The sequence below is a fragment of the Mucilaginibacter sp. OK098 genome (genome assembly GCF_900142915.1).
Taxonomy (GTDB): Bacteria; Bacteroidota; Bacteroidia; order Sphingobacteriales; family Sphingobacteriaceae; genus Mucilaginibacter.
Genome location: NZ_FRCM01000004.1, coordinates 235385 through 248271 on the forward strand (window position 1 = coordinate 235385; position 12887 = coordinate 248271).

General features: G+C 39.4%; 13 protein-coding genes. 3 read left to right on the top strand and 10 right to left on the bottom strand.

Annotated features, from left to right (window positions below; genetic code table 11):
- Positions 1 to 51 precede the first annotated feature (51 nt).
- Positions 52 to 522, top strand: a complete 471-nt coding sequence (gene rnhA, locus BUE31_RS14500) for a ribonuclease HI (RefSeq protein ID WP_073404532.1) — start codon at positions 52 to 54, stop codon at positions 520 to 522.
- Positions 523 to 585: 63 nt separating this feature from the next.
- Here rnhA and BUE31_RS14505 read toward each other — a convergent pair whose 3' ends face one another.
- The 8 genes from BUE31_RS14505 to BUE31_RS14540 all read right to left on the bottom strand — a co-directional run bounded on the left by BUE31_RS14505 (position 586) and on the right by BUE31_RS14540 (position 8190).
- Positions 586 to 1080: a metallophosphoesterase family protein gene (locus BUE31_RS14505; protein ID WP_073404533.1), complete on the bottom strand. Its 495-nt coding sequence runs from the start codon at positions 1078 to 1080 to the stop codon at positions 586 to 588.
- Positions 1081 to 1096: 16 nt separating this feature from the next.
- Positions 1097 to 1810 carry a tRNA1(Val) (adenine(37)-N6)-methyltransferase gene (locus BUE31_RS14510; RefSeq protein WP_073404534.1) on the bottom strand — a complete coding sequence of 238 codons (714 nt, stop codon included), beginning with the start codon at positions 1808 to 1810 and terminating at the stop codon, positions 1097 to 1099.
- Positions 1811 to 1813: 3 nt separating this feature from the next.
- Positions 1814 to 2203 (bottom strand): SMU1112c/YaeR family gloxylase I-like metalloprotein, encoded by a 390-nt coding sequence (locus BUE31_RS14515; RefSeq protein ID WP_073404535.1) that lies wholly within the window; start codon positions 2201 to 2203, stop codon positions 1814 to 1816.
- Between the two features lie 128 nt (positions 2204 to 2331).
- Positions 2332 to 4554: a phosphoribosylformylglycinamidine synthase subunit PurL gene (gene purL / locus BUE31_RS14520; protein ID WP_083619936.1), complete on the bottom strand. Its 2223-nt coding sequence runs from the start codon at positions 4552 to 4554 to the stop codon at positions 2332 to 2334.
- 299 nt (positions 4555 to 4853) lie between these two features.
- Entirely contained in the window at positions 4854 to 5963 is a 1110-nt protein-coding gene (locus tag BUE31_RS14525) for a TlpA family protein disulfide reductase (RefSeq protein ID WP_083619939.1), read from the bottom strand.
- 149 nt (positions 5964 to 6112) lie between these two features.
- Positions 6113 to 6307 (bottom strand): hypothetical protein, encoded by a 195-nt coding sequence (locus tag BUE31_RS14530; protein ID WP_073404538.1) that lies wholly within the window; start codon positions 6305 to 6307, stop codon positions 6113 to 6115.
- A 164-nt stretch (positions 6308 to 6471) separates the two neighbouring features.
- Complete coding sequence (locus tag BUE31_RS14535; protein WP_073404539.1) at positions 6472 to 7293, bottom strand: energy transducer TonB; 822 nt, start codon at positions 7291 to 7293, stop codon at positions 6472 to 6474.
- Between the two features lie 72 nt (positions 7294 to 7365).
- Complete coding sequence (locus tag BUE31_RS14540) at positions 7366 to 8190, bottom strand: energy transducer TonB (protein WP_073404540.1); 825 nt, start codon at positions 8188 to 8190, stop codon at positions 7366 to 7368.
- A gap of 753 nt (positions 8191 to 8943) precedes the next feature.
- Between BUE31_RS14540 and BUE31_RS14545 the strand changes: the two genes are divergently transcribed.
- Positions 8944 to 9309 (top strand): hypothetical protein, encoded by a 366-nt coding sequence (locus BUE31_RS14545; RefSeq protein WP_073404541.1) that lies wholly within the window; start codon positions 8944 to 8946, stop codon positions 9307 to 9309.
- 160 nt (positions 9310 to 9469) lie between these two features.
- Entirely contained in the window at positions 9470 to 10777 is a 1308-nt protein-coding gene (locus tag BUE31_RS14550; protein ID WP_073404954.1) for an ammonium transporter, read from the top strand.
- Positions 10778 to 10909: 132 nt separating this feature from the next.
- Here the strand turns inward: BUE31_RS14550 and BUE31_RS14555 are convergent, their stop codons facing one another.
- Complete coding sequence (locus BUE31_RS14555; protein ID WP_073404542.1) at positions 10910 to 11500, bottom strand: DUF4468 domain-containing protein; 591 nt, start codon at positions 11498 to 11500, stop codon at positions 10910 to 10912.
- A 276-nt stretch (positions 11501 to 11776) separates the two neighbouring features.
- Positions 11777 to 12832 (bottom strand): porin, encoded by a 1056-nt coding sequence (locus tag BUE31_RS14565; protein ID WP_073404544.1) that lies wholly within the window; start codon positions 12830 to 12832, stop codon positions 11777 to 11779.
- Between the last annotated feature and the right edge of the window lie 55 nt (positions 12833 to 12887).

The window sequence follows — 12887 nt, forward strand, 5'->3', positions numbered from 1 at the left end:
TTAATGGCTATTTTGGCTATGAACCTTCAACTATGAACCATGAACTAACAAATGATCGAAATATTTACAGACGGAGCATCAAGCGGAAACCCGGGACCTGGTGGTTATGGGGTAATTTTGCGTTCGGGCAAACATTATAAGGAACTTTCCGAAGGTTTCCGAAAAACCACCAATAACCGCATGGAGCTGATGGCTGTTATTAAAGGCCTCGAAGCTTTAAAAACCCCTAACCAGGATGTTACCATCTTCTCCGACTCCAAATATGTGATTGACTCCATCGAAAAAAAGTGGGTAAATGGCTGGCTGTTAAAAGGCTTTGCCGGTAAAAAGAATAAAGACCTTTGGCTGCGCTATCTTGATGTAAGCAAGCTGCATAAAATAAAATTCGTATGGGTACGCGGGCATAACGGTCATCCTGAAAATGAGCGTTGCGATGTTTTGGCTGTGGCAGCAGGAAAACAGAAAAATCTGCTGGTTGATTCTGTTTTTGAAATGGAAAATGCGAAGGCTAGTTTGTTGTGATTTTTTTTGATTTCACCGATTTTGGTTTGATTTCACCGATTAAAAAGTTATTGGGTACAAACACTACTTCCCTACCAATTCAATGATCTGCAGGTCCTGGATCTTATCCTCGTTAATTGAAAACCTCATTAATGTACGGACCTTTTGCCAGCCTTGTTTACCTGCGGCGCCGGGATTTAGGTGCAGGCAGCTGATCTTTTTATCGTAAATAACTTTTAAAATGTGCGAATGACCGCAGATAAATAGTTGCGGCGGATTGGTATAAATTTCAGGCTTTACCTGAGCGCTGTATCTATCCGGGTAGCCCCCAATATGTGTTATCCAAACATCTACGTTTTCGCATTTAAATCTTAGGTTTTCGGGATAGGTTATCCGTATATCAGCGCCATCAATATTGCCGTAAACGCCCTTGAATGGTTTAAAAGCGGCAAGCTGATCCGCTACTTCAATATTGCCAAAATCTCCGGCATGCCAGATCTCGTCACAGTTTTCAAAGTGTTTAAAAACTGCATCGTCGAGGTAGCTGTGAGTGTCGGAAATGAGGCCTATTTTAGTCATTTATTAATCAAAAAAATTAAAAGTTCAAGAAATACGGTTGTAATAAAGTTTTATACTCATCAGAATAAATGCCCTCTGCTTCATAAATGGTAAAGTTAGCTGTTTGCGGCAAAACGTCTTTGAATCCAAAACATACAATTGCGCGATGCGGTTCTGAATTTTCAAATGAGCGGATAACAATTGTTTTTTGTGGATACAGGTCATTTTGCATCGCCAAATCCTTAATCAGTGTTGCAGTTTGAACAGGCAGGATCAGCCAACATAAGCCTTTGAGCGACAAATGCTCCGCTATATTTTTTATTAACCCTTCAAAAAAATCCGCATCCGTATGTTTTGCCAGCGTTTTTTTTGCCTTTGGCGATTCAAGCGAATTTATATAAAACGGCGGATTGGATATGATGAGGTCATATTTATAATCAGGGTGCTCGTCAAAAAAAGTCTCAATGCCATTGGGGAAGATATGTAGTCGTTCGCTAAAAGCGGAACTCTTAAAATTTTTTGCAGCGGTTTCGGCTGCTGATATATCAATTTCAACAGCATCAATTTCTGCATTGACAAATCTTTGCGCAAGCATTAAGGCAATAACACCGGTACCAGTGCCAACATCCAATATCCTTCCGGGATTATCTTCTGCAGCAATTGCCCCAAGCAACACGCCATCGGTATTGATCTTCATGGCGCAACCCGATTGGTCAACACTGAATTGTTTAAATTGAAAAATGCCGCTCATTGCTTATTTCTCGTAAAGCTCAACAGGCAACCCATCCGGATCAGCAAAAAAGGTAAAGCGTTTGCCTGTAAACTCATCTATCCTTATTGGTTCAATAATAATATCAAAGCTTTTAATACGAGCTATTGCCTCTTCAATGTCATCCACCTCAAATGCTAAATGACGCAAACCCACAGCCTCTGGCCGGGATGGCCTTGCAGGTGGATCTGGAAATGAAAAAAGCTCGACCTGGTATAGGTTTCCCACTTCCAGATCAAGCTTGTATGATTGTCTTTCTTCGCGATAAACTTCGCGAACTATTTTTAAACCAAGTACAACACTATAAAAATGTTTAGATCTTTCATAATCTGAACAGATAATAGCGATATGGTGTACCCGGTTTAGCTTAAGCATGCTGCGCCTAATATTTAATATAACACATTACAAACCTATCAGCGGGAGACGCGAAGCATCGCGTCTCTACGAAATTCCATTTTTGTTTTTTTGACTCCAGACTTTCGACTAAAGACTTTAGACTCCTCTTACGCCCCTAAAATTTCATGCAGTACATTGTTATAAACCATTTTTATATCTGTGATATGGCCAAACAATTCCTCGTCAACATTTAAAGTGCCATTAGTAACTGTACCAAGCAGGCTAAAATCAACTTCACTGGTTGACATCAGCTCGATGAAGCGCTCCTGGTCGTTTGGTGCAATACTTACCACTACCCTGCCCTGCGCCTCTCCAAAAAGGAAAGCGTCTTTACGAATATCACTATCTGTTTCAATCTCAAAACCTAAGCCATTTGGCATGGCCGATTCAATAAGCGTAATATATAAGCCGCCATCAGCCACGTCATGAGCCGATTGGATAACTTTATGCTGGATCAGCTGTTTTATAACCTGGTGCATGGCGTATTCTTTATCCAAATCAAAATATGGAGCAGGTGCTTTCAGTATTTTGTGGTATGATGCCAGGTATTGTGACGATGCAATATCATTAACAGATTCCCCTACCAGATAAACTAGATCACCCGGTTGTTTAAAGTCTGATGTCATCAGGTTAGTCAGGTCATCCATTACGCCAAGCATCCCTATTGTAGGTGTTGGAAATACCGGCCCATCATCTGTTGATTGGTTATAAAAGCTTACGTTACCACCGGTAACAGGGGTTTCAAATTTGCGGCAGGCTTCGCCCATTCCTTTAATGGCTCCAACAAACTGCCAGTAAACTTCAGGTTTGTATGGGTTACCAAAGTTAAGGCAATTGGTTATGGCAACGGGTTCGCCACCGGCGCAGGTTATATTACGGGCCGCTTCGGCAACTGCAATAGCGGTACCTTTTTGCGGATCGGCATACACATAGCGGGATTGGCAGTCAACCGTAATAACAATTGCTTTGTCAGTATCTTTAACAGCAACCACCGCAGCATCGCATGGGCGGTTAGTTGTCATGGTTGAAGTGCCGATCATTGAATCGTACTGGTCAGTCACCCATCTTTTTGAAGCAATATTGGGGTGACCTATCAAATGCTCAGCAACCGCAATAAGGTCTGCAGGTTCTTCAACATCTTCAATTTTAAATTTTTGGTTTTCAGCAAAGTAAGCCGGCTCGCGGTATTCGCGTTCATAAACCGGGGCGCCTCCGCCTAACACAAGGTCGTCGGCAGGTACATCGGCAACCATTTCGCCATTCATATAATATACAAGGCGTTTGGTATCTGTTACTTCACCAATAATGGCGCAATTCAGATCCCATTTATCAAATACAGCCTCAACCTCTTTTTCACGGCCTTTATGAACCACAATCAACATACGCTCCTGTGATTCGGAAAGCAAGATCTCATAAGGTTTCATATGCTCCTGGCGCATTGGCACTTTATCCAAATAGATAACCATACCATGTTCGCCCTTGGCAGACATTTCTGAGTTTGAGCAGATGATCCCTGCCGCACCCATATCCTGCATACCTACAACAGCGCCGGTTTTAATAACTTCAAGTGTGGCCTCAAGCAATAGTTTTTCCTGGAAAGGATCGCCAACCTGAACGGCCGGAAGATCGTTAACAGAATCTTCAGTAATATCTTTTGATGCGAAAGCTGCTCCGTGAATGCCGTCTTTACCGGTTGCAGAGCCTACTATATAAACCGGGTTGCCAACGCCATATGATGTTGCCGATACGGTATCGCCTTCTCTTACTATTCCTGCCGAGAAAGCATTAACCAACGGGTTAACATTATAGCATTCGTCGAAAAACAACTCACCGCCAACAGTTGGAATGCCAAAAGCGTTACCGTAGTGGCTGATGCCTTTAACAACACCTTTAATAAGCCATTTGGTACGGTCAAGGCTCAAATCGCCAAAACGCAGGGAGTTTAATTGTGCAATTGGCCTTGCTCCCATTGTAAATATATCACGATTGATGCCACCTACTCCTGTGGCAGCCCCCTGGTAGGGTTCAAGCGCCGACGGGTGGTTATGTGATTCTATTTTAAAGGCACAGCCAACGCCGCCGCCAAGATCAACCAAACCTGCGTTTTCTTCACCTGCCTTGGCCAGCATCCGCGGACCATCCTTTGGTAAAGTTTTTAGCCAGGTGATTGAGTTTTTGTAGGAGCAATGCTCGCTCCACATTACCGAGAATATAGACAGCTCGGTAAAATTGGGCACGCGCCCTAATATTTCTTTTATACGTTCAAATTCTTCGGGTAGTAAGCCTAAATCTTTGGCGGTTTCAACGGTGGTTAATTCCTGGTGCTCCAATGTAATATCGTTTTTTTGAAAGGAAGCACAAAATTAAGAAAAAAAGCCGAAAGGAAAAGGTAAAAGGCGAAAGGCAAAAGGTCTGAAAAAACAGGATAACGAAAGATAAAAGGCGAAAGGTTAAAAAAAAGGTGAAAGCTGAAAGGTTAAAGGCGAAAGGTTAAGCACATTACCGGCAATTATTACCATTTTAAAGGCGAAAGGAACCTTTTACCTTTCTTGCCTCGCTATTCAGATAGCTGAAAAATAATCGATATATCATGCCTGTCAACCCAACAAGTCTTTGGTTATCTTGCGTTTTATATATGTTCTTTAAGAAATGTGTCCAGATCGTGCAAATCAAAATCCTTCCATATAACTGTACCTTTTCTATCTAATAAAATAAAGGTAGGGAATACCTTTATTCCTAATTCATTGTTCCGAAAATTATTTTCCTCCAGGTATTGAGTCCAAACCAACCCATGTTCTTTCACCCTTTTTTGCCAAATCGGAACATTTATGGTTTCATCAACAGAAATACTAACAATCTCAAATCCTTTAGTCTTATAATCGGCATATAATTTTTTTAATTCAGGTATGGTGTCCAAACATGGACGACACCTGGCAAACCAATAATCAATCAAAGTATATTTTGTTTTTGGGAATACAAGTTTTGTGGGTTTTAGGCTATAATCTTTTAAATTTATATTTGGGAACCTCTCGTTTTCTTTAATTTTCGTGTTCTTAAAATCCTGATTTAAAATCCTCCATAATTTTTCGCTTTTTACCTTATTTGAAAAACGCGCTAAAGCTTGTTGCCGTATTGCCGTCTCCCCCTGAAAACTAAACCGCTCAATTAATTTCCATAACGCCACGTAAGAGTTTGGGTTTTGAACAATGTAGTTCAAAAGCAAAGTGTCTGCCCTCCTGTTGTTGCTATAAAACAACATAGTTAAATAATCTGATTTACAGTCATAAATCATACCCCTGGTCATAAAAGGGATAAATTTACTTTGGTATTCATTTGCAGTAATGCCATTTACTTCAGTACACTCTTCTGATAGATAATCAGTTTTGATTGTGGTAGTTGAAGCGTCTATAAAATAGTCTCCATTTCTCCATGGCCTCTTATTTTTATCACTCGAAAAAAGGATGCTATACATTTGAGGGTATGAAATATTATTAGCTATTGTATATTTATTTTCCGTCAATGTTGAGAATGCTTCGACCTTTTGAAAATATTTATCATTAATTCCCTTTGCCACAAAATAAATAGTATCAGTTATAATCGGTTTTCCAATAATTTCACCAGATATCAGCCTTGGAGAATTTAACCTGGTTTGCCCCCAGGTTATGGTGACAGACATAATAAAGATTAATACGATAATATATTTATGCTTAGGTGGGGATAAAACATAACATCTTGTCATTAGTATCTTAATTTTAACTAATTATCATCAATACATTACACACTACAGAATGTTAAATAATTAGCCATATACAGTATAAATTTAGAAATAAATTTAACAGGTCAGCTTATGCAGCCAACCTGTTAACATGAATTGATGTGAACGCTTTTTTAAGCAATACAGCAGTCATCACAGCTATAATACTTTCCACTTCCTGAAACAGTATAACAAGAATATGAACCACATTTACCATAATGACAACCATCCGATTCAACAGCAGTACCACCTGTAACCTTTTTCATTTCTGCTCTGGTAAGCATTTTTTCAGCACCGCTTTCCAGCGTTTTTAGTTTTAGCTTTTTCATTTGTTTTTAATTTTAGGATTAGGATTATGCCTTTAAATATACTGGAATTTATTCAATTCACTCAATATAAACTAAATGAGCTTTTCTACAATAAATAAACATAGGACTGAGACTCCATTAATATAGTCCCATGTCTCTCCCAGGTGACTCAAAAAATTTACCCTTTACTCTGTTACCTGAAAATTAATCGGGATCGAATATTTAACACGTACTGGCTGTCCGTTTTGCATCCCCGGTTTCCAGGCTTTGGCAAGTTTTAATACACGCAGGGCCTCTTCATCAAAACCGTGGCCTGCTCCTTTGTCAACTGTTATATTTGATAAATGGCCATCCTTTTCAATAATAAAGCTTAGTAAGACTTTACCGCTTATCTCTTCCTCTTGTGCAGGGATAGGAAACCTTAAGTTTTTACTTAAAAATTTAGCCCAGGCGCTTGCACCTCCAACAGGCTCCGGCATAAGATCAATGCCTGTGGGTGAATAAACTTTATTATCTGCTACAGGAGTTCCGTCTCCACTGCCGGCAGGTTTATCAACCGGAATGTCAACAATTATACTACCCTCACCCTTTAAAGTGGTTGGCCCAACTGCACCGTTAATCTGATCATTTATAACCGGTTTTTCAGCCTTGCTATCAATAACCGCAATCGGAGGAATGTCTTTAATAGTAGTTATAGGTTTTACCGGATCGGCTTTTACGTGTTTGGGTGCTTCTGGCGGTTTAATTTCTTTTATTTTTTGGATTATCGCTGGCAAAACCAGGGGGTGATTATCCACCTCTGTTATATGATACGATGGCTTCTCCGAACTTAGTATTATACTGGCTCCACAAAGCACAGCAATACTAAAAAAGGTAATACCCATTGCCTTTACCATGGTAGTGGCATAAGTTTGCCTTAAATGGTAAGCGCCATATTCTTTGTTACGGTCGTCGAATACAAGGTCGAGCCACTCGGTCTTGTACAAATTAAATTTTGAGGTAAGCATAGGATTGAAATTAAATTTCGTTTATAAATCTTAACTATTAAAGTTTTCAGGTAATATTTTCACCTGATTACCTCAGTCATTATTGCTTAATTGAAAATTAATCGGGATAGAATATTTTACACGCACAGGCTGGCCATTTTGCATCCCTGGTTTCCAGGCTTTAGCGAGTTTTAATACACGCAGGGCTTCTTCATCAAATCCATGACCGGCTCCTCTGTCAACAGTTATGTTTGATAAATGACCATCTTTTTCAATAATAAAACTCAGAAAAACTTTACCGCTTATTCCTTCTTCTTGCGCAGAGGCAGGGAATCTTAAATTTTTATTCAAAAATTTGGCCCAGGCAGCATCACCTCCAACAGGCATCGGCATTACATCAAGGCCCGATACAAGATGTACGCTTTCATCTGGTCCCGGTGTTCCGGTTCCCGCAGGCGTTTCAACAGGAGGAGTATTACTACCGGTAACAGGCCCTTTTGTTGTTTCTGTCCCGATAGCACCTGTAAGTTCAACATTTTTTGGCGGGGTAACGGCCTGAGGGTCTGGCTTAACCACCATCTCTACAAATTTGGTAGTTGCAGTAACCGGAGGTAAGGTTTCAGCTTTTACATGTTTTGGTGATACAGGGGGTTTAATTTCTTTAATTTCCTTAACTGGCGGAGGCAGAATATATGGATCATTTACTACATGAATTACTTTAACCCGATCAGGAGTGGTACTTAAAATTATACTCACTCCGCAAAGCACAGCGATACTAAAAAAGGCAATTCCCATTGCCCGTACCATATTACCGGCATAATGCTGCCTTAAATTGTAAGCGCCATACTCTTTGTTACGGTCGTCGAATACAAGGTCGAGCCACTCGGTCTTGTACAAATCAAATTTTGAGATAAGCATAGTGATTGAAATTAAATTTTATATTATAACGTTATAGCAATATATGGTATTGCAACATTGTAACTTTTAGCATTATTTCAATAAACAAATGCAACAATGTGTATTTTAATAACTAATAATATAGTTCATTATCAAAATAGCAACAAAATGCAACAATGTGTATTTTACATTATCCATCAACCAATTACAATTTTGTTGCGATTCTGCCTATTCCGCCACAAAATCAGCTATGCTCTATTTTGCTTACAAATAAGTCTATTGTTATCTTTTCAAAAGGAGCTCTTTAAATGATGCTCGTGTAACTTCGATCACGTTAATTTAAACGTTCGACATAAAGGTTGGTTGTATAGTGCTTTATTATCAGCTACTTGCATTTTGATAAAAATGAAAATAACTGATAATGAGCGTGTTTCACGGCGTTCCGGGTGTTCCATGTGCAAAAGGGGAACGCTTTGCCGGCGTGGATACGCAAACTTGTGCTTCGTCTCAACGTGGTTGGAGAAGGGTTTAGGGTGAGGGCAGTCGTTTGCTTATGCCGAACTCACCTTATAAAAGTCATGGTTTCCTGGTTTTTTATGCCATCTTATGTTAATCATCTTATAATTAGCCAAAACCGCTCATAAAATAACTATCAGTGTAATATTCTGATTAAATAAACCATCTTAACTTTCAATAATTATATAATTTCCTTCAAAAAATTAAAAAAATTACATTTATCATGCATTTTATTTAGAATTTATTTACTTTTATGATATGCAAATCAGGCTTTTTAAAATAATCGCCTTCTTTTTCTTAATATTTAGCGGATATTCTGCATCTGCTAATGATCTTTTGCGTAATAATTACCAGGATAAATCCCAAAAAGTATCTTTTTTAAAAGAATCTTTAAATAAATTCCCGCGCAGCCCTTTCAATTACGAGTTTATAATCAATAGTATCCCTGTTCAGTTTTCAAATGTACAGCAGGCGCGCACTGTACATTATGCGCAGTTTATTTACAATAGCCCTAATACTTACAACATAACCGTAAGGTATCTTAATTTTATTTGCGGACGGGGCAACAGCGAGCTCTCACGATTCCGCAAACTCATCCTCTTTCCATTTCATGCTTTTTGGTAGGATTAAAAGGTGAATAAAAAACATCCACCCGTTGTGCTGATTACACAACGGAATTATTGTTTTTAATTTAGTTTTAATACTGCCCGGGGTTTTGATTGAGCCCCAGGTAGTATTAATTTATCCTTTATTTTCCTTTATCCCTTTTCCCAAAAACTTAAACATGAAAAAATTCATACCCTTTGGCGTACTTATAATTGTAGTTATACTTGCCCTCGTTTTCCCCTCTGTTGAAACAGTAACAGTAAAAGATAGCCAGATCAATTCTGGCGATACCGCCTGGCTACTGGTTAGTACCGCGCTTGTATTGATCATGACACCCGGCCTTGCATTTTTTTACGGCGGCATGGTAAGTAAAAAGAACGTTTTATCAACCATGATGCAAAGCTTTGTTTGTATGGGTGTTATTACCATTATATGGGTAATATTTGGCTTCAGCCTTGCCTTTGGCGATGATATTGGCGGCCTTATTGGCGACCCTAAAACATTTTTTATGATGAAGGGCATGCTGGGTAATGCTACCTGGAAACTTGCTCCCACTATCCCATTGGTGCTTTTTGCTATGTTCCAGTTAAAATTTGCAGTAATAACCCCGGCACTCATCACCGGTGCATTTGCCGAGCGTATCCGCTTTAATTCATACATTATATTCCTATGCCTGTTTATGATAGTTATATATGCACCGCTGGCCCACTCTACCTGGCACCCTGACGGTTTTTTGTTTAAGCTTGGCGTACTTGATTTTGCAGGCGGTACTGTTGTACACATGTCGGCCGGCTGGGCTGCGCTTGCATCAGCGTTATACCTTAAACAACGCAACCAAAAAGCACATTCTCCGGCCCGCATCAGTTATGTGTTATTAGGTACAGGTCTGCTTTGGTTTGGCTGGTTTGGCTTTAATGCAGGTTCGGCATTAGGATCAAACGCACTGGCAGCAACAGCGCTGGGTACGACTACAACTGCATCAGCAGCGGCGGCAATATCATGGATCTTTTTTGATATGCTTCGCGGTAAAAAACCATCTGTTATGGGTGCCTGTATTGGCGCTGTAGTTGGCTTGGTGGCTATTACTCCGGCAGCCGGTTTTGTAACCATCCCCCACTCATTAATTGTGGGCATTGTTGCAGCCGTTGTAAGTAACCTGGTAGTTATCTGGAGGTCATCAACCAGTATTGACGATACGCTCGACGTATTCCCCTGCCATGGCGTAGGCGGCATGGTTGGGATGCTTATGACCGGCATTTTTGCCCATGTTAATGTAAACGCAGGCAATACAACCGGCAATGGCTTATATTACGGGCAAACACATTTGTTCTATGTTCACCTTATAGCACTTGTAGGGGTATCAGCATTCGCATTCTTTGGTTCATTGTTATTACTAAAAATAACAGACATGATAAGCAAACTTCGTGTATCGCCAGAAGAAGAGCTTATTGGACTTGACCTAACCCAACATGACGAAGAATTATAAGGTCCTCATCCATTCAAAGCAAACAATTTAACTATTATAAAAATTCAAAAAGCTACACTTTAATTGTGTAGCTTTTTGTTAGACATTAAATTTCTTAAAACCTTTCGCCTTTCAGCTTTAACCTCTTCTCACCTACCAATCTTTAGTCGAAATCTTTTTAACAGGAGTTACTTTTTTTAGCGATGATGTTTTAAGCATGTAATGTTTAAGCATTTCACCAATTTTACGACTGCTTGAAAGTATGCCATCAAGGTACGCCGCAAGGTCTTTCTTTTCTATTTTTCCTTCTGGTTTTTCAAGCGGGATATAAATACCTGGTATAGACTCGTAAGAATTATACCTATTACGCTGGTAAGGATTAAATACAAAATCTGACAGCCAGTACCTGTATTTTCCATCCTTAACATCAACTCTTATTGAATAAGTTACTGAACCGTCCTCATGCGAGGTTAAAAGCGTTTTTTTTGAAACCAGGAAATTTCCAGAGCCTGAAAGCGTACCTTTTTCCTTATCAGCTACAGCAAGTTTAAGAGCTGATTGCGGATAGGCGGTTTTAAAAAAGTAAAGCGCCCGGCTAAACAGGGTATCAGCAGGCAGATCCGGCTTCGAAACAACCTGGTAATAAATATATTTGTTATTTTCATCAAACGCCAGCGAATCCTTTTGTGCAAATGCCGCCCCGGCAAACAAAACAAACGCCAATACAGCTATCATTTTTTTCATGGTATAAATATATAAAGGTTGTAGTTGTTGTAAAGGTTATAATTGTTGTAAAGTTGTAAAAAATGAGGTCTTCCTGGTATTTTGCAACTGCAGGCATAAAATTAAAAAAGGTTGTAACTGTTGTGGTCTGTAAACATTGCATAATTACAACACTTACAATCTACTACAACATTTACAACCTTTATAAAAGAATTGTGATTATGTTAAAGTTTATAAAAGCTGTTAAGGGCTTCAACATTTACAGCCCTTACAACCTCTGCAACCTATCCCAACTAATTAAAATGCATAAACAGCAGCCAGCACAAATTGTGAAGCATGGTTGGTAATAGCGCCATTACTATCAGTAAACACAGCACCAAAAGCATCGCTCTTAGTATCAAACCTAACCTCAGGAATGATAGTTAACGGACCAGCTTTTATGTTTGATGTAACAGTGATGCCTTTTACATTACCGCCATTATCTTTCACTTTAAAGTACTCACCCCTTAAACCAAAAGTTACTATTGGCGAAACAGCTAACTGCGGGTATAAAGCTACGCCTTCAAAACCGCCACCATTATTTGGTGCTGAAAAGGTTGCAGCATTAAGACCCAGTTTGAACGCGCCAGAAATTTGATAGGCAGTTGTAAGGTCAAATTCAGTTCCTGAGTATGAACCGGTTACCAGGTTTAGGTAAGAGGTCCATCCTTTTACAGGAGTAATTGTTAGCTGCGCTCCAAATGTTGATACATCACCGCTTGCAGTATTGGTTGAGTTTAATGATGAATAGTAGTTCCATTTATTATTAAAGATCCCTGCCATTAAGCTTACTTTATCACTGAAAGCGTAAGTGGCTTTAAAGCCTGCATTCTGGAAAGGGCCATTGGTAAATAAATAAGAAGTAGAGTAGTTAAAGTTACCGGCAGGCGAAATCACTTCATAACCAACAAATGTTGCCATATAACCTGCTGTTAGGTTAAATTTATCGGTAACATCATATGATACATATAAATTCTGGATATGATAGCCTGCTGTAGGGATAGACTGGTCGTTACGGGGACCAAAAGACATTTCACCTACAAATGATGCTTTGCCTACCTTTTTCTTAAGCGCCAGATCAATCATGCCTACTGATACAGAATTGTTTTCATTTGCAAAACTTGTCGGGATGTTGGCGTGCTTTGAAAAATCATACTTAAAATAAGTATCAACTGAGCCTGAAAACACCAAAGGCGGATCAGGAACCGGTGCTGCAGCTTTACCGGTATCGGCCGGCATAGTGGTAGCCGCCTGGGCTTTAAAAGTTAAAAAGGAAGCAGCAAGTAAAGAAAAGAGTAAAAGTTTTTTTTTCATGATAAGAGTCATTGAAATTGTTGAATTGGTTTGATTGATTGATTTGAATTTGTTA

Bases quoted from the DNA above. Each gene is read 5' to 3' on its own strand.
- rnhA (WP_073404532.1), top strand. From the start codon at position 52: ATGATCGAAATATTTACAGACGGAGCATCAAGCGGAAACCCGGGACCT.
- BUE31_RS14505 (WP_073404533.1), bottom strand. From the start codon at position 1,080: ATGACTAAAATAGGCCTCATTTCCGACACTCACAGCTACCTCGACGAT.
- BUE31_RS14510 (WP_073404534.1), bottom strand. From the start codon at position 1,810: ATGAGCGGCATTTTTCAATTTAAACAATTCAGTGTTGACCAATCGGGT.
- BUE31_RS14515 (WP_073404535.1), bottom strand. From the start codon at position 2,203: ATGCTTAAGCTAAACCGGGTACACCATATCGCTATTATCTGTTCAGAT.
- BUE31_RS14525 (WP_083619939.1), bottom strand. From the start codon at position 5,963: ATGACAAGATGTTATGTTTTATCCCCACCTAAGCATAAATATATTATC.
- BUE31_RS14530 (WP_073404538.1), bottom strand. From the start codon at position 6,307: ATGAAAAAGCTAAAACTAAAAACGCTGGAAAGCGGTGCTGAAAAAATG.
- BUE31_RS14535 (WP_073404539.1), bottom strand. From the start codon at position 7,293: ATGCTTACCTCAAAATTTAATTTGTACAAGACCGAGTGGCTCGACCTT.
- BUE31_RS14540 (WP_073404540.1), bottom strand. From the start codon at position 8,190: ATGCTTATCTCAAAATTTGATTTGTACAAGACCGAGTGGCTCGACCTT.
- BUE31_RS14545 (WP_073404541.1), top strand. From the start codon at position 8,944: ATGCAAATCAGGCTTTTTAAAATAATCGCCTTCTTTTTCTTAATATTT.
- BUE31_RS14550 (WP_073404954.1), top strand. From the start codon at position 9,470: ATGAAAAAATTCATACCCTTTGGCGTACTTATAATTGTAGTTATACTT.
- BUE31_RS14555 (WP_073404542.1), bottom strand. From the start codon at position 11,500: ATGAAAAAAATGATAGCTGTATTGGCGTTTGTTTTGTTTGCCGGGGCG.
- BUE31_RS14565 (WP_073404544.1), bottom strand. From the start codon at position 12,832: ATGAAAAAAAAACTTTTACTCTTTTCTTTACTTGCTGCTTCCTTTTTA.